General features: G+C 45.2%; 8 protein-coding genes and 4 pseudogenes. 8 read left to right on the top strand and 4 right to left on the bottom strand.

The window, feature by feature from the left end:
- Positions 1-842 precede the first annotated feature (842 nt).
- Positions 843-5378: a translocation/assembly module TamB domain-containing protein gene (locus tag I6E40_RS03460; protein ID WP_235385517.1), complete on the top strand. Its 4536-nt coding sequence runs from the start codon at positions 843-845 to the stop codon at positions 5376-5378.
- Between the two features lie 180 nt (positions 5379-5558).
- Positions 5559-6929 (top strand): DUF3078 domain-containing protein, encoded by a 1371-nt coding sequence (locus I6E40_RS03465; RefSeq protein WP_235385518.1) that lies wholly within the window; start codon positions 5559-5561, stop codon positions 6927-6929.
- A 6-nt stretch (positions 6930-6935) separates the two neighbouring features.
- On the opposite strand, the pseudogene I6E40_RS03470 reads toward I6E40_RS03465, so the two are convergent.
- Positions 6936-7259, bottom strand: a pseudogene (locus I6E40_RS03470) (methylated-DNA--[protein]-cysteine S-methyltransferase); the annotation flags it as partial.
- Positions 7260-7599: 340 nt separating this feature from the next.
- Between I6E40_RS03470 and tet(Q) the strand changes: the two are divergent.
- Entirely contained in the window at positions 7600-9525 is a 1926-nt protein-coding gene (gene tet(Q) / locus I6E40_RS03475; protein WP_235385519.1) for a tetracycline resistance ribosomal protection protein Tet(Q), read from the top strand.
- Positions 9525-9725: pseudogene (locus tag I6E40_RS03480) on the top strand (hypothetical protein); the annotation flags it as partial. The gene tet(Q) and the pseudogene I6E40_RS03480, both read left to right, overlap by 1 nt.
- Positions 9726-9855: 130 nt before the next feature.
- Here I6E40_RS03480 and I6E40_RS03485 read toward each other — a convergent pair.
- Complete coding sequence (locus tag I6E40_RS03485; RefSeq protein WP_005814044.1) at positions 9856-11145, bottom strand: IS1380-like element IS612 family transposase; 1290 nt, start codon at positions 11143-11145, stop codon at positions 9856-9858.
- A 213-nt stretch (positions 11146-11358) separates the two neighbouring features.
- On the opposite strand from I6E40_RS03485, the gene estT reads away from it, so the two are divergent.
- The 3 genes and pseudogenes from estT to lnu(I) form a co-directional block, all read left to right on the top strand.
- On the top strand, positions 11359-12201 hold the full coding sequence (estT, locus tag I6E40_RS03490) for a macrolide hydrolase EstT (protein WP_235385520.1): 843 nt from the start codon (positions 11359-11361) through the stop codon (positions 12199-12201).
- 299 nt (positions 12202-12500) lie between these two features.
- Complete coding sequence (gene abc-f / locus I6E40_RS03495) at positions 12501-14090, top strand: ribosomal protection-like ABC-F family protein (RefSeq protein WP_410897028.1); 1590 nt, start codon at positions 12501-12503, stop codon at positions 14088-14090.
- A 284-nt stretch (positions 14091-14374) separates the two neighbouring features.
- A pseudogene (gene lnu(I), locus I6E40_RS03500) lies at positions 14375-14827 on the top strand (lincosamide nucleotidyltransferase Lnu(I)); the annotation flags it as partial.
- A gap of 172 nt (positions 14828-14999) precedes the next feature.
- Here the strand turns inward: lnu(I) and I6E40_RS03505 are convergent.
- On the bottom strand, positions 15000-16286 hold the full coding sequence (locus tag I6E40_RS03505) for an IS1380 family transposase (RefSeq protein WP_235385523.1): 1287 nt from the start codon (positions 16284-16286) through the stop codon (positions 15000-15002).
- A 121-nt stretch (positions 16287-16407) separates the two neighbouring features.
- Between I6E40_RS03505 and I6E40_RS03510 the strand changes: the two are divergent.
- Positions 16408-16611: pseudogene (locus I6E40_RS03510) on the top strand (two component system sensor kinase); the annotation flags it as partial.
- Between the two features lie 284 nt (positions 16612-16895).
- Here the strand turns inward: I6E40_RS03510 and I6E40_RS03515 are convergent.
- On the bottom strand, positions 16896-17189 hold the full coding sequence (locus I6E40_RS03515; protein ID WP_235385524.1) for a DUF1294 domain-containing protein: 294 nt from the start codon (positions 17187-17189) through the stop codon (positions 16896-16898).
- Between the last annotated feature and the right edge of the window lie 155 nt (positions 17190-17344).

Genomic DNA, 17344 nt, shown 5'->3' on the forward strand with positions numbered 1-17344 from the left:
GTTTGCATCAAGCGCAAGGGGTTTTTCCGGTTTTTGTCTTTCATTCATTCGTTCAATTTCTGAACATTTCGCGTGTTTCGTGTTCCAAAACAAAAATATTTCTCCATTAATGTCCATTAATTGTCTCATTAATTGTCCCATTAATTCTGTTCAATTCGTGAACAATTCGTGTTCAAAAAATCAATTAATGGCTTTTTAATGAATCAAATTCATGAACATTAATGTTTCAAAAAGGGTGCGCTCCCAGCAAGAAATGTGTCTCCATTAATGTCCATTAATTGTCTCATTAATTGTCCCATTAATTCTGTTCAATTCGTGAACAATTCGTGTTCAAAAAATCAATTAATGACTTTTTAATGAATCAAATTCATGAACATTAATGTTTCAAAAAGGCTGTTCTTTCGTCTTTCGTCTCTTAGTCTCTTAGTCTCTTAGTCTCTTAGTCTCTCAATGTATAGTTTGTGTATAGTTTGTGTATAGTTTGAAGCATAAACTATACATTTCGTAACGAGCGGAAAATCAGCGAGATGCAGGGTTGAATGTAGGGTTTTGTGTATAGTTTGTATAGTTTTTTTGTTTTCCCTTTTATTTACGTATATGAAGACAGTCGTAGGCTGTGCTCCCGGAAAGGTTGACAGGCGTAAGCCTCCTTCGACGAAGATCAAAAAGCGGGAGCAGGCATGAAGTGCTTCGGTTCGCATTCTGCGTGGACTGAAGGGAAAATGAAGCCAAAACAGAAAGGCACGGCGTAGGTATGCGGCGTTTCGTGGCGTTTTTTGTAAATTTGCGCAGAATAAATCCCAGAAAGCGTTTTTCACCGACCGTACCACTTCATTCTGCTCATGTCTTTCCAACCCCGCCGACATTCCTTCCGAAAGTTTCTGCAATGGACCATTGCCGTACTGCTTTTGGTATATACGCTTCTGTTGGCGGTGCTCAACTTGTCGCCTTGTCGCAACTGGATTGCTTCCACTGCTTCCAAGATTTTGGGGGATGTGTTGAAGACAGAGGTCAGCATTGGCGATGTACAGGTTGATTTGTTCAACCGGGTCATTTTGCACGATGTCAAGGTGAAAGACCAAAAAGGAAAGTCGCTTTTGCAGGCTGGAATGGTTTCTTGCAAAATCGAACTCCGCTCATTGGTGAAAGAGCGTTTGGTCATCCGCACCTTTTCTCTGCTTGACACCGACGTGAATCTCTACAAAGCGTCTGCGCACGAAGCCCCGAACTTCCAGTTCGTGGTCGATGCGTTCAAAAGTTCAGACGAGCGCCCTTCCAAGCCGTTGAATCTGAGCGTGCGTTCTTTGATTATGCGTCGTGTGAATCTCCACTATGATGCGCTTTATCTGCCTCGCAAGAAAACGGGACTTGACGTGAATCATCTCTCTCTGAAGAATTTGGATGCAAACGTCAGTCTGCGTGTGCTGCGTCCCGATTCCATGAATCTTCGTGTGCGTCACGTTGCGGTCAGCGAGAAAAGCGGTTTGCAACTTTCCCATCTTTCGTTTGTCTTTGAAGGCAACGCTCGCTCGGCACATTTGGAAAATCTCCGGTGTCGTTTGCCTCGCTCCTCTGTCTTCGTGGAGGAAATCACTGCCGCTTTTGACACGCGTGCCGCCCGACCGCTCGCCACACTCTCCACTTCCCGTTTCAAGACCAATTTGAAACTTGACACTCGTGACTTTGCCTTCCTGGGCATTGACGCGTTGAACCATGCTCCCCACCTCCTCTCGCTGCAAACTGCTTTGCAATGCCGTCGGGGCAAACTGACGGCAGAGGGACTTCATCTTTCAGTGGATGACGACAGGACGCTGTGGGTGGCAGCACGACAGGGACACTATGCCTGGGGCGGTGCCGAAAAAGGAAATCTGGGAGTGACGGACCTGCAACTGTTTGCCGCTCGCGGCAGTCTCGCCGAGTTGACCGGTGGGGTGATGACTGACAGTACGCTGTGTGGCGTGTTGAAAAGAGTGGGGGAGGTTCAGTTGAACGCGAGCGGTGCATATCGTCTCCTCGCGGATCGCGGCAACCTTCGTGCCACGCTTCGAACCGACTGCGGCGCAGCCGAGGTGCAAGCCACTGCCGACAACGGACATTTGAAGGGCGTTGTCTCCGTTCGCGACGTCGCTCTTTCCTCGCTCCTTGCTTCCGAGACACTTCCGACCATGCTCACCGCCCAAGCCGAGGTGACTTCCACGTTGCAGCGCGGTGAGGTCTTGGCTGCTCGTTCTTCGGTCACCCTTCCACAGATGCAATGGCGCGGAAACGATTTGAAAGACATACGTCTCAATTTGGACTATCAACGCGCCACTTCCCTCCGTCACGCGCTTTCTGCTTCTCTCTCTTCACTGGATGAACAGGCACGAGGAGACGTGGAAGGAAAGGTGGAATGGGGAGGAGGTAAACTCCTGAGCGGTAGTGTGAAAGGTGAACTCCAAAATCTTCAACTTCAGTTGCTCGGAATGCCTGCGGCGTGGCAGCGTGCCTCTGTGGGCGGCAAAGTTTCAGCCGAACTTCTCAGTCCGGGACAGAAGGGGCAGCGTGCAGACATTCATCTCTCCGAGGTGCACTTGCGAGAAGGACCTCACGGCAGCGCTTCCCTTCAAAATTTGAACCTTTTGCTCCAACCCTCGGAAGAGGGAGAACACCTCCACTTGCGCAGCGATTTCCTTGACGCCGATTTGCGGGGCAATCTCTCACCGAAGCGGCTGGTCGCTGCTTTGAAAGAAAAGTGGCAGTGCATCCTGGCGGACACCGCGTCCCACACCGCATCGCTCCGTGACCAAGCCGCCACGTCCCAAGTTCGCACAGCACAGTCGCATCCCGCCTCCACCCGGTTCCGAACCACGAGCGGTCGCCTGCATTGGAAGAGCGCCGACCTTTTGAACGCCCTGCTGGGCACCGACATCGCACTCGCCCACGACGGTGTGGATGTTCAACTTCTTCTCTCCGAAGATGCGCAAAGCCGTTCCTCGCTGACCGTGGGTACCGACAGTTTCCGCATTGGTTCCAACTCCTTTGGGCGCACGGGATGCTATCTCTCCGGTTCAGGCAACCACTATGACCTCTTCTGTCAAACCGTTCGCCACATCTCCCGTCGTCCCTTCCGCCTGGAGGCACAGTTGGACACCCGCGACGGAGAGTTGCCCGCGAAGTTCTCGTGGAAAGCCCTGGACGCTTCGGCGCGAAAATATGAAGGCAGTCTCGCTGCCGTCCTTCGTGCGCTTCCTCGCGGCGGAGGTAAGTTTGACTATCGGGTCCACATTGAACCCACCTCATTCTTCCTCGCCGACAGCCTTTGGCAGGTGGCTTCGGGAAGCGTTTTTGTGACGGGGAAGGAAATTGATTTACAACACATCGGCGTGGCTTCCGGACAGCGAAGCCTCACCGTCAATGGTCGCCTCTCGCCCCACGGCACCGACTCCGTGGTCGCCAATCTGAAAGACATGGAGGTGGCATATATTCTTGACCTCGTGAATTTTGACGACGTCTCCTTTGCCGGTAGCGCCACGGGACGTGTCGTGCTGGCTGGCACCGTGGAAGACCCGCGCATCGAAGCCCGACTCTCAGTGCCCGACTTCTTGTTTAATGACTGCTACATGGGACGTTCCCGCATCAACGGTCGTTGGGACAATCCGACGGGAAGACTCCTCCTTGATGCCGACATGAGACTCACGGAGGACGGCAGCCGGGGCACTGAACTGAACGGTTATGTGGGCATCAAGGAGAAAGCGCTCACGCTGAACATGAAGGCGAAAAAGACCGACCTGCGTTTCCTCTGCCGCTATGTCGATGGTATTTTTGAGGATTTCCGAGGAAACGCCACGGGCGATGTGAAACTCTATGGCGCCTTCAAAGGTCTCGACCTTGGCGGGGAGGTGACAGCCGATGTCACAGCACGCATTCCCGTGACGGGGGTGACCTATCAACTCAAAAACGGTACACTGAAAATGGAACCCGGCGCCTTCCTCTTTGAGGGCTTCGCCATGGACGACGGACGTGGCGGTAAGGGCGAAGTCACGGGAGCACTGAGGCACACCCACCTCAAGAACTTGCGCTATGACTTCCGCGTCGAAGCCAACCGCCTCCTTTGCTACGACCGACAGAAAGATGACGAAATGCCTTTCCAATGCCGGGCTGTCGGTAGCGGAGATGTTCACATCCAGGGTTTTCCGGGATATTTGCAGACCGACATCAACCTCCGCCCCGAATCGCCCACTACGTTCGTCTATACGCTGACCGACACCGACCAAGTGGGAGAAAATGCCGATGTCTTCCGCTTCCACGATGCCGAGGAGAAACTGAAAGCCGCCGTGCTTTCCCAAACTCCCGTCACACTCATTCCCCGAAACACCAGTCCTTCCGGAACGGAAATCGTGCTGAACCTCCTCATCGATGCCAATCCCTCTGCGGAGTTCAAAGTCATCACCGACCCTCGCTCCGGCGATGCCATCACTGCCTACGGCGAGGGCCCGATTCGCGTGAACTTCAGCAACCGAAGTGGATTTGAGATGTATGGCACTTACAACATCGTCAGAGGAACCTACAAGTTCAGCGTACAGGACATCATTCGCAAAGACCTGACTTTGCAGCCCGGAAGCACACTTTCTTTCACCGGAATCCCGAATGAAGGACGTTTGAATTTGAAAGCATACTACACTGTGAACGGTGCGCGCCTCAGTGATTTGAACTACGGCGCCGGATTCAGCGACAAGAACGTCAAAGTGAACACCGTGCTCCACATCAGCGGGCAAGTCAAAGCACCGCAAGTCAGTTTTGACCTCGACCTCTCCGGTATCTCGGAGGACGAAAAGCAGATGGTGCTCCGCCTCATTTCCACAGAGGAGGACATGAACCGACAGGCGCTCTATCTCCTCGGCGTCGGACGCTTCTACACCACCAACACGGGCGGCATCGAGAACGGAAGTGAGAACGCGGGGCGCGGACAGTCCGCTGCAGCCATGCGCTCGTTCCTTTCCACGACACTCTCTGCTCAACTCAACAACGCCATCTCCGAAATGCTCGGCACGCAGTCCCACTGGACCTTTGGCACCAACTTCTCCCCGGGAACGATGGGATGGAGCGACATGGAGGTGGACGGACTCTTGCAAGGAAGACTGCTGAACGACCGCTTGCTCATCAACGGTAACTTTGGCTATCGAGAACGCACCACCTACGGTTCCAACTTCGTCGGAGACTTTGACGTCCGCTATCTCCTCACACCGAAAGGAAACATAAGCCTGAAAGCCTATAGTGAAACCACCGACCGATATTTTACCCGAACCTCTCTCACCACACAGGGCGTCGGCATCGCACTGCAAAAGGACTTCAATCGCTGGTCCGAACTCTTCAAAAGAAAAAGCGAAAAGAAGAAATGAACGAACAGCGACCGCTTCGTGAAGAGTGCCGACCGTTTCGTGAAGAGTGCCGACCGCTTCGTGAAGAGTGCCGACCGCTTCGTGAAGAGTGCCGAGCGTTTCGCATAAATTGTGATAGACAATATATAATATATACCTTATAATATTCCCCCCTCTCGCGGCAAAAGCCGTTTCAAGACCATGACCATCCGAACTGCCTTCTCTCTCTCCGCACTTCTCCTGTGCCAACTGTTGGCTCCGAGCGCCACAGCGGAGAGGGTGCGCCCGCCTCATCGCGCCGCCTCTTCCTCGCAGCCCGACCACTTCACCTCTGTCGCCACCCGCTACGCAGCAAAACTGGATTCCGTCAAGCGCGTCTTCCTTGCGCAGCAAACCGACAGCGTGGCAGTCACTTCCTCTAACCCCTATTTCGCCTTGCTGCTCGGTTCGCCCGTGCTCTATCATTCCGTGCTCCGCCAAACGCTCGGTACGTTGCCCGAGGAAACTTCCTCGTTCTACCTCGGCAGAGGCATATCCGAAGAAACCGACCTCCTCATCGGAGCGCAGCAGTCGTTGCTTCGTTCCGTCTATGCACATGAACCGTGGTTCGTGGTCGGTGAAGAAGACGGCAAAGGGACGCTGAACCTCGACACTGCCATCAAGGAAGGGGCAACGGAGCAAACCACGCTGACCGACCAACTGAAGAAAAAGGAAACCGCGGCGCCGCCTTCATCGTCCGGTGTGCTCAAGGATGACGCAGACCTCGGCATCATCGTGAGAAAACCAAACTTTTGGACCTTCAAAACAGACCTCTCGCTTCAGTTCACTCAGAACTATGTTTCCGACAACTGGTATAAGGGCGGTGAAAGCAACAACGCGCTGCTCGCCACGGTGACCATTGACGCCAACTTTAACAATAAAAAGAAAATTTCTTGGGACAACAAACTCGAAATGAGACTCGGGTTCCAAACCTCCCGCGACGACAGCGAGCACAAGTTCCGCACGAACACCGACCTCTTGCGTCTGACCAACAAACTTGGTGTGCAAGCGTTCAAAAACTGGTACTACACCATCATGCTTCAAAGTTGGTCGCAGTTCTACAAAGGCTACAAAGCCAACGACCCGAAGGTCTATTCCGACTTCATGTCACCCTTTGAGTCGTTGCTCTCCATCGGTATGGACTATAAACTCTCCAAGAAGAACTTCAACATCAGTGCTGCCATCTCTCCGTTGGCTCTGAAGTTTAAGTATGTGGATCGCAAAGAACTCTCTCCCTCCTTTGGCGTCAATGCCGGCAGCCACACGAAATGGGAACGAGGTTCGAACATCACCGTCAACAGCAAGTGGAACATCTGTAAGCAGGTCTCCTGGGTCTCCCGCCTCTACTACTTCACGGACTACCGCAAGGTGCAGGTGGAATGGGAGAATACGTTTGACTTGAAAATCAATGATTTCCTCTCCACTCGCTTCTTCATCTATCCCCGCTTTGATGATTCCGTGGCACGTCAAGAGGGAAAAAGTTACCTTCAACTCAACGAAATCCTCAGCCTTGGCTTCAAAATGAATTTCTGAGATGGCTCAGAGGTGTCCTTCCAGTTTCAAGAGATGCTCTTTCCTGTCCAACCCTCCCGCGAAGCCGGTGAGGGCGTGGTCGCTGCCCACCACGCGGTGGCAGGGAATGAGTATGTCAATCCCATTGGCACCGATGGCGTGAGCCACGGCTCGCACTGCTTTTTCATTACCAATCATTTTCGCTATTTCCTTATAACTCCTTGTCTCTCCGTAGGGTATGTGGAGTAATGCTCTCCAAACTTGGAGTTGAAAGTCTGTGCCTACAGGATGCAGCGGGATGTCAAACTCTTTGCGCCTGCCTGCAAAATATTCATCAAGTTGTTGCTTCGTCTGTTCAACTAAAGAAGATATTGGCCAAAATAAACGCTATACCGAGAGAGAAACTTGATTTTTCAACTTCCTAAAACGGTGTTGTTCAAACATTTCTACTTATTTGTACTTACCAGTTGAACCTACGCTTCCCTAATAAAATGTCTATGGTAAAAAGTTAAAAAATCCTCCCACTTTTGTTAGATATATTTTTTTGTGTAATTTTGTAATCGTTATGCGGCAGTAATAATATACATATTAATACGAGTTAGTAATCCTGTAGTTCTCACATGCTACGAGGAGGTATTAAAAGGTGCGTTTCGACAATGCATCTATTGTAGTATATTATTGCTTAATCCAAATGAATATTATAAATTTAGGAATTCTTGCTCACATTGATGCAGGAAAAACTTCCGTAACCGAGAATCTGCTGTTTGCCAGTGGAGCAACGGAAAAGTGCGGCCGTGTGGATAATGGTGACACCATAACGGACTCTATGGATATAGAGAAACGTAGAGGAATTACTGTCCGGGCTTCTACGACATCTATTATCTGGAATGGAGTGAAATGCAATATCATTGACACTCCGGGACACATGGATTTTATTGCGGAAGTGGAGCGGACATTCAAAATGCTTGATGGAGCAGTCCTCATCTTATCCGCAAAGGAAGGCATACAAGCGCAGACAAAGTTGCTGTTCAGTACTTTACAAAAGCTGCAAATCCCGACAATTATATTTATCAATAAGATTGACCGTGCCGGTGTGAATTTGGAGCGTTTGTATATGGATATAAAAACAAATCTGTCGCAAGATGTCCTGTTTATGCAAACTGTTGTCGATGGATCGGTTTATCCGGTTTGCTCCCAAACATATATAAAGGAAGAATACAAAGAATTTGTATGCAACCATGACGACGATATATTAGAACGATATTTGGCGGATAGCGAAATTTCACCGGCTGATTATTGGAATACGATAATCGCTCTTGTGGCAAAAGCCAAAGTCTATCCGGTGCTACATGGATCAGCAATGTTCAATATCGGTATCAATGAGTTGTTGGACGCCATCTCTTCTTTTATACTTCCTCCGGCATCAGTCTCAAACAGACTTTCAGCTTATCTCTATAAGATAGAGCATGACCCCAAAGGACATAAAAGAAGTTTTCTAAAAATAATTGACGGAAGTCTGAGACTTCGAGACGTTGTAAGAATCAACGATTCGGAAAAGTTCATCAAGATTAAAAATCTAAAGACTATTTATCAGGGCAGAGAGATAAATGTTGATGAAGTGGGTGCCAATGATATCGCAATTGTAGAAGATATAGCAGATTTTCGAATAGGAGATTATTTAGGTGCTAAACCTTGTTTGATTCAAGGATTATCCCATCAGCATCCCGCTCTCAAATCCTCCGTCCGGCCAGACAAGCCCGAAGAGAGAAGCAAGGTGATATCCGCTCTGAATACATTGTGGATTGAAGACCCGTCTTTGTCCTTTTCCATAAACTCATATAGTGATGAATTGGAAATCTCGTTATATGGTTTAACCCAGAAGGAAATCATACAGACATTGCTGGAAGAACGATTTTCCGTAAAGGTCCATTTTGATGAGATCAAGACTATCTACAAAGAACGACCTATAAAAAAGGTTAATAAGATTATTCAGATCGAAGTGCCACCCAACCCTTATTGGGCCACAATAGGGCTGACTCTTGAACCCTTGCCGTTAGGAACAGGGTTGCAGATCGAAAGTGACATCTCCTATGGTTATCTGAACCATTCTTTTCAAAATGCCGTTTTTGAAGGGATTCGTATGTCTTGCCAATCGGGATTACATGGATGGGAAGTGACAGATCTGAAAGTAACTTTTACTCAAGCCGAGTATTATAGCCCGGTAAGCACACCTGCTGATTTCAGACAGCTGACCCCTTATGTCTTCAGGCTGGCTTTGCAACAGTCAGGTGTGGACATTCTCGAACCGATGCTCTGTTTTGAGTTGCAGATACCCCAGGAGGCGAGTTCCAAAGCTATTACAGATTTGCAAAAAATGATGTCTGAGATTGAAGACATCAGTTGCAATAATGAGTGGTGTCATATCAAAGGGAAAGTTCCATTAAATACAAGTAAAGACTACGCCTCAGAAGTAAGTTCATATACTAAGGGCTTAGGCATTTTTATGGTTAAGCCATGCGGGTATCAAATAGCAAAAGACGGTTATTCTGATAATATCCGCATGAACGAAAAAGATAAACTTTTATTCATGTTCCAAAAATCAATGTCATCAAAATAATGGAGCGGTCAGGAAATTTCTATAAGGCAATACGGTTGGGATATATACTTATCTCCATTCTTATCGGATGTATGGCATATAATAGCCTCTATGAATGGCAGGAGATAGAAGCATTAGAACTTGGCAATAAAAAAATAGACGAGCTCCGAAAAGAAATAAACCTAAAATCCGCAACTATCATCCAATACACGATTAAGGGTAGATTTATGAGTCGTTAGTAGCAGCTTTCAGTAAAAAGCAACAGCACAACATCAATATGTAGCCACCATCCCCTTACCCCACGATGCGACTTGAGGTAATACGCAGATTCAAACCGGAAAGAAAGGATTCTTATCCGAATTCTGTTTTGAAGGGTTTTGCATAAGCTCGGTTCTCTGTGTAGATATTCAGCACGTATTGCCTTGCAGTCATGATCCACTTGGCAGGTACGGAGATGAATCTGAAGACAAAAGCCTTTATGCGACTCGTTTTCTTGAGCCCAAAAGCCTTGGTGTCAAGCCTGCTCATGATGGTCTTGTAGAAATTGTGTATCAATGCAGTAAGCAGAAGAAAGACAGTATTCTCCGCCATGAATGACTTGGGGAGCCTGCTCCAACCGAATCCGTTGTTCATGTCGTCAAAGATACGTTCCTTGCCGCCACGCAGATTGTAGAATTCAACAATGTCCCTTGTCGATGACTTGTAATCGTTGGTCAGAATACAACGGTAAGTGTATTCGCCTTCCCACAGGTCAAGGTCGCCACTGTTGCGTCTTTGTCTCTGGATGACAAGACGATAGCACTTGCCTTCCCATTTCTCAACGAGAATGGAATTGAGTTCGAACTGGATGCCGTTAATCTCCTCCGTCTTCCATCCTCTCAGAGCAAAGATGTCATTGTAGAGCGAACTGCATCGGTTGGCACGGATGTAGAAATGTTTGCAATGCTTCTCTATCTCACTGACGATTTCCTTCGAGCAGGAACCGCAGTCTGCCCTGAAGCGATTTACACGGATGTTCTGGGATTCCAGAAGAGCGAAGAATCTCTTATGGGTGTCTGCCTGATGAAAACGCACATTCGTGTTACCATCGCTGTTCTCGATATAGACTATCTTGTCACCGATAACATATACGCCAGGCCTGTAGCCGAGGAACTTTTTGTAGGTCGGTTTTGCATCATACTTCTCCGTTTCAAGGAACTGATGGTCAAAGTCAACATCGTATTCCTCAATTTCCTTCAACTCGCCTGTAGAAACCAAAGCGTTTATAAGCAATGTGTTGAGTTTGTCTGCAGTATTGAAATCATAGGTCTTGCCTTGGTCGGAAGTATAGGAGATGTTTTCCTGTGTCAGTTCCTTGATGGCTCTGAGGATGGTATCAGAGCTGCATGTACGAAGGGTAGGATGATACGAGAGATGGCGCATCAGTTGTGACGTTACATCTTCCACGCATGAGCCGCCACAGAAATAAACGCTCATCAGCGAACGGACTATCTCGCTGAACTGATATCCGAAGATACTGCTGCATCTCTGACCCAGTGTTGAGTCGATAACGGGTGAAAGCATGGAGTCAAATTTCTCCATGATTGAAAAAATTCCTCCAAAAGGTGTGAGTTTCTCAGATTTAATTTGTATTTTTGCCATGTCATATTAGAGTTTTGCTTGTTTTCTTTTTGCAACACTAAGATAAGTGAAAATTCTGACATGGCAAAATCCTGAGCAACTTTTTGTTGCTCAGGAACTTATAAATAAAGTTAAATCAAAGTGTTGCGGAATTAAGGGATAAATGAAAAAAAACTACTTTGGATATTAATTTTAGGACTGATAATAATCAGTTGCAAACAAAGGAAAACAGAAATGAAAGAGAAAATAATTAAAACAAACGGCATTGAACTCTGTACGGAAAGTTTTGGAAATAAGAAAAATCCAGCAATCCTTTTGGTAGCAGGTGCAACCGCATCAATGCTGTATTGGGACACTGAATTTTGCCAACAATTATCTGAAAAAGGATTTTTTGTTATTCGTTACGACAACAGAGATGTAGGAAAATCCACTAATTATGAACCAGGTTCTACTCCATACGATATTGTTGACTTAACTAATGACGCTATTTCAATATTGGATGGCTACAAGATTGACAAAGCACATTTTGTGGGGATTTCTTTGGGCGGACTAATTTCTCAAATAGCATCAATAAAGTTTGCCGACAGAGTTAACTCCTTAACTCTTATGTCATCAGGCCCTTGGGGAGACTCAGACCCAACTATACCTGAAATGGACACGAGTATTTTAGATTTCCATAGTAAAGCAGGTACAGTCAATTGGACAAATGAAGACAGTGTGGTAAACTATTTAATTCAGGGTGCAGAATTAATGAGTGGCAAGAAACAATTTGACAAACAAAGAAGTGAAAAACTGATAAGAGCTGAGTTCAATAGAGCCAACAATTATATAAGTATGTTCAATCACGCTGCATTGCAAGGTGGTGAAGAATATTGGAACAGATTAAACGAAATCAAACAACCCACCTTAATTATCCACGGAACAGACGACAAAATTTGGCATTATAAGAATGCAGTTTTTTTACAAGAAAAAATAAAAGGTTCAAATCTAATCACCCTTGAAGGTACAGGACACGAATTACACGTTGATGATTGGAAATCAATAATTGATGGAATAGAAAAACACATAAATGACTGATAAACAAAAATAACGACCCGCTAACAATGTATATAAAAAATAGGCGAAACAGTAGTAAATTCAAGGCTTTTGGCTCGTATTATACTTTGTGCTTAACCGAAAATTTGGCACTTCGAAATCGCCTACTTTTCATATACTAACCGTTATCGGCAATACGAAACAAGGTAATTCAGAAAAAACATTATATTTGTACCATAAATAAAAAGTAAGCGGAAAATGTAAAAATTAATTTCTTAGACAATCTAACAATCAGCTCAAAAAATTGGGTTCCCACTTTTGTTAAACTCAAAAAGAAATTAATTATGCTTACGATTCAAAATTTATCCTATTCACATCCCAATAAAAATACGCTGTTTACTAATTTAAGTATGACAGTAAACCAATCCGATAAAATTGCATTAATTGGCAATAATGGCATTGGAAAATCCACTTTGTTAAAACTTATCGCTAAGGATTTAAAACCTGATGAAGGTCAAATTACTTCCCAGGCTAAACCTTACTATATTCCTCAAATTTTCGGTCAGTTTAATAAGTTAACCATTGCACAAGCCTTACAAGTTGAAACTAAGCTCAATGCTTTACACAAAATTTTAAGCGGAAGTGTAGATGAAAAGAATTATAGTCTTTTAAATGACGATTGGACAATAGAAGAAAAATGTCAAGAAGCCCTAAGCTATTGGGATATATCTGATTTATCACTATCTCAAAAATTGAGCGAATTAAGTGGAGGACAAAAAACAAAAGTCTTTCTTGCTGGTTTATTTATTCATCAACCATCATTTGTTTTATTAGATGAACCCAGTAATCATCTGGACAAATCCAGTAGAGACTTACTATACGATTTCGTTCAAACTTCAAGAGCAACTTTTATAATCGTTAGCCACGACCGAGAGTTACTTCAATTATTAAATCCTATTTATGAGCTCAACAGAAATGAAATTAAAGTTTATGGCGGAAACTATGAATTTTATAAGGAGCAAAAAGAAATTGAACAAAATGCTTTAAGCCAAGATATTCAGAGTAAAGAAAAAGCACTTAGAAAGGCAAAAGAAAAGGAGCGAAAAACAATTGAACGACAAAATCGTTTGGATAGTCGTGGAAAAAAGAAACAGGAAAAAGCAGGTGTTGCCCGAATTATGATGAACACATTACGAAACAATGCCGAAAACAGCACATCAAAAATGAAAAGTGTTCACACTGAAAAAATCGGTAGTGTTTCACAGGAATTGCAGGAACTACGTTCTTCGTTGCCAGACATTGACAAAATGAAATTCGGCTTTGACAATTCTGCATTGCACAAAGGCAAAATTCTATTTACGGCTAATGACCTCAATTTCAGTTACGACACACAACCGCTTTGGACAGAAAACCTAAATTTTAAAATCACAAGTGGCGAACGCATTGCTTTAAAAGGCAAAAACGGTTCAGGTAAAACAACCTTGATAAAACTGATTTTAGGCAACATAGAACCACAAACAGGAAAAGTTTACAGAGCAGACAACAAATCGGTTTATATTGACCAAGACTATTCGCTGATTGACGACAAACTGAAAGTTTACGAACAAGCCGAACAATTCAATACTTCGGCATTACAGGAACACGAAATCAAAATCAGGCTTAACCGATTTTTGTTTACCAAAGAAGATTGGGACAAATCTTGCAACGCTTTGAGTGGCGGAGAAAAAATGCGTTTAATGTTGTGTTGTTTAACAATCAATAATCAATCGCCTGACATTATTATTTTGGACGAGCCAACCAACAATCTGGACATACAAAACATTGAAATCTTGACAAGAGCTATTAACGAATATCGGGGGACATTGATTGTGGTTTCGCACGATGAAACCTTTTTAGAGCAGACAAACATAGAACGGACAATTCAACTCTGACAAAAGTACAGCCGCTAACATCGGTTTTGCGTCAGGCGGGGGGACGTTCTCCGTATGAAAATTTGTGCTAAATTTGAACTGTGGTTCTTCGTATCAAGTGCAGTGCTAAAAATCCCGCCCGAACGCAAAGCCGCGAACCGTTGGCGGTAATTTGAAGAAACGATTAACAACGAAAAACATTCAAGAAAATGAAGCTATAAGTAACTGTAAGATAGAATAAGAATTGAAATATCCTTTACTACGCTAAGTAGAAAGGACGATTGTTAATATTAAAAAATTAGAAAATGATACAGTTACAGATGATTGACAAAACAAAGTCAATAGCTCAAAATGATAAAAATATTTCTGCCGTATTTATGTATGGGTCATTTACCAAAAATGAAGGGGACAAATATTCAGATATTGAATTCTACATCTTCTTGAAGGATAAAGAAAAATTTTCCGCTGAAAATTGGGTAAGCCAAATTCATCCTTTGGCATTATATTTTACCAACGAGTTTGGAAGTGAAGTTGCCATTTTTGAAAATATGATAAGGGGGGAGTTTCATTTTTTGACAAACGACCAAATGGAAGTTATCAAATCGTGGGACGGATTGGTAGAGTTTAGCGACTTTGACAAGATGATTTTAGTAGATAAAGAAGATTTATTGACTAACACGCTCAAAGAAATAAAAACTAAAGTACCTGATCGAACAACAAATGAAAATATCCTGTGGTTGAGCCAATCATTGTTGAATGCCTCAAATCCGCAACTACGCGCCTAATATGATACAGAAGCGAAAATAATCTGCATCGTTAGTAAAAAGGGGGCACAGTGCATCGAATGTCACCATAAAGACATATAAATGCCCCTTACCCCACCATGCGACTTGAGGCAATACGCAAAATCACGACCATAAGTTGCCGGTGTTATCCAAAGTCATTCTGGAACACATCAGCATAAGCGTTGTTGCATGAATAGATATTCAGCACATACTGCCTTGATGTCCTGACCCATTTTGCTGGCACAGAGATGAACTTGAAGACAAACGCCTTGATGCGGCTTGTTGCTTTGAGTCCGAACCTCTTCACGTCAAGCCTCGCCATGATGAATTTATAGAAGTTGCGTATGAGTGCCGTAAGCAGAAGAAACACCGTGTTTTCTCCCATGAAGGATTTTGGAAGCCTGTTCCAGCCGAATCCGTTATTCATGTCATCGAAGATGCGTTCCTTCCCTCCACGGAGGTTATAGAATTCGACAATCTCTTTCTCGGAAGACTCGTAGTCATTTGTAAGGATGCAGCGGTAGGTGTATTCTCCTTCCCACAGGTCGAGTTCGCCGTCTATCCGCTTCTGTCTTTGAATCACAAGACGGTATGCCTTCCCTTTCCATTTCTCGATGAGAATGGAGGCCAGCTCAAACTCAATACCGCCCAATTTCACTTTCTTCCAACCTCTGAGGGCAAAGATGTCATTGTAGAGCGAACTGCATCGGTTGGCACGGATATAGAAGGTCTTGCAGTGTTTAGCAATCTCTTCCACTATCTCTTCAGAACACGAGCCGCAATCAGCTCTGAAACGGTTGATAATAAGCTTGTTCTGTTCAAACCTTTCAAAGAACCTCTTCAGCGTGTCCTTCTGGTGGAAACGGACATTTGTGTTGCCGTCGCTGTTCTCAATGCCGACAATCAAGTCGCCAATAACTGCCACGCCAGGGCGATAACCAAGGAACTTCTTGTATGTAGGCTTCGCATCATACTTCTCAGCCTCTATGAACTGGTGGTCGAAGTCAACGTCATACCCCTCGCCCTCTTTCAGCTGCCCTGTGGACAATAGGCAATTGAGGAGCAGTGTATTCAGCTTGTCTGCCGTGTTGAAGTCGTAGGTCTTGCCAGTGTCGGATGTGTAGGAAATGTTATCCTGGGTCAGTTCCTTTATGGCTCTGAGAATCGTGTCGGCACTGCATGTGCGAAATGTCGGATGAAGCGAGAGGTGGTACATCAGATGAGTGGTGACATCCTCTATGCATGAGCCGCCACAGAAATAAACGCTCATAAGCGAACGGATGATTTCGCTGTATTGATAACCATACAGCCTGCATCTCATACCGAGAGTTGAGTCGATTACAGATGAGAGATTGGAGTCAAATAGCTCCATTATTGAAAAAAATCCTCCAAAAGGAGAGAGTTTCTCAGATTTTATTGCTACCTTTACCATGTCTGTCGGGTTTGATACATATTTTGATTTGCAACACTAAGATAGGTGAAAAATCTGACATGGCAAAATCCTGAGCAACTTTTTGTTGCTCAGGTACTTAAAAAGTTATATTTGTAATAGTGTTGCGGAATTAAGGATAAACAATATCAATATTCAAATGATAAAATTTTCTCTATTGGGTGAAACAATACTGGAATGGAACGATAAAGATATCGAGCATTACCATGCACGGCGTATGGCAATGGACAGTATGCTCTGCCGTTTCAAGGTCACCTATCCAGCAGAGCGTATCGATAGTGTGCGCAGTCTTTTAGAGGATAAGGAAGAACTGGGGAGGATGCCGTGCTGAATTTTGCATGCACATATCGTTCGATTCTTCGCAAGTTCCGTTCGGCACAAGGCATTCCCTTCCAGTCACACAGACACAGGGCATTGTCCAGCGAAGCCAGGATGAGTTCCCCGCACGGTGTGGGGTGAAACTGTGTGCAAACCGTTTGCTGAGTAAGGTTTTTTGTGACCATCTTTCTCGTCAGAGGGTTGAAGGGGTGTTCTATAAATTACGGGATAAGGAACGTTCAAAAGAAAGTGCTTACGTTTTCAACCTAATTTTTAGAACACCCCTGAAAGCAAATGAAGATTGGAAGTGAGCAGATAAGTCCCTAAAGCAAGTTGAAGAATGAGGATAGAGGGGATGCCAAACTTGAATTTCTTGTGTAACGTTTTGTGATGCCAAATTCGCATTCCGCCCCATGCTCCGATGCTTCCGCCGATGACAGCCATGGTCAGTAGGGTGGCTTCAGATATGCGCCATTTCCCTCTCTTTGCCTTATGTTTGTCCAAACCAAAGAGCAAGAAGGTCATCACGTTGACGGCAAGGAGATAAATGAGAAAAAGTGGAAGCATGTTCTTCTAAGGGATGTTCTATCAATTACGGGATAAGGAACGTTCACAAAAATCAACTCAACCGATTTAATTTTTCAACGCTTACCGGACACCCATATCACGGCATCCATTTTTCAGCGGGCGGTGGGGCGTTGAAAGGCCGGCGGGGCAAACAG

The organism is Prevotellamassilia timonensis, from assembly GCF_021531665.1.
In the GTDB taxonomy this organism is placed as follows: Bacteria; Bacteroidota; Bacteroidia; order Bacteroidales; family Bacteroidaceae; genus Alloprevotella.

What these genes read in the sequence shown, in the direction of transcription:
- I6E40_RS03460 (WP_235385517.1), top strand. Translation starts at nt 843, where the DNA reads ATGTCTTTCCAACCCCGCCGACATTCCTTCCGAAAGTTTCTGCAATGG.
- I6E40_RS03465 (WP_235385518.1), top strand. Translation starts at nt 5,559, where the DNA reads ATGACCATCCGAACTGCCTTCTCTCTCTCCGCACTTCTCCTGTGCCAA.
- I6E40_RS03485 (WP_005814044.1), bottom strand. Translation starts at nt 11,145, where the DNA reads ATGGCAAAAATACAAATTAAATCTGAGAAACTCACACCTTTTGGAGGA.
- estT (WP_235385520.1), top strand. Translation starts at nt 11,359, where the DNA reads ATGAAAGAGAAAATAATTAAAACAAACGGCATTGAACTCTGTACGGAA.
- I6E40_RS03505 (WP_235385523.1), bottom strand. Translation starts at nt 16,286, where the DNA reads ATGGTAAAGGTAGCAATAAAATCTGAGAAACTCTCTCCTTTTGGAGGA.
- I6E40_RS03515 (WP_235385524.1), bottom strand. Translation starts at nt 17,189, where the DNA reads ATGCTTCCACTTTTTCTCATTTATCTCCTTGCCGTCAACGTGATGACC.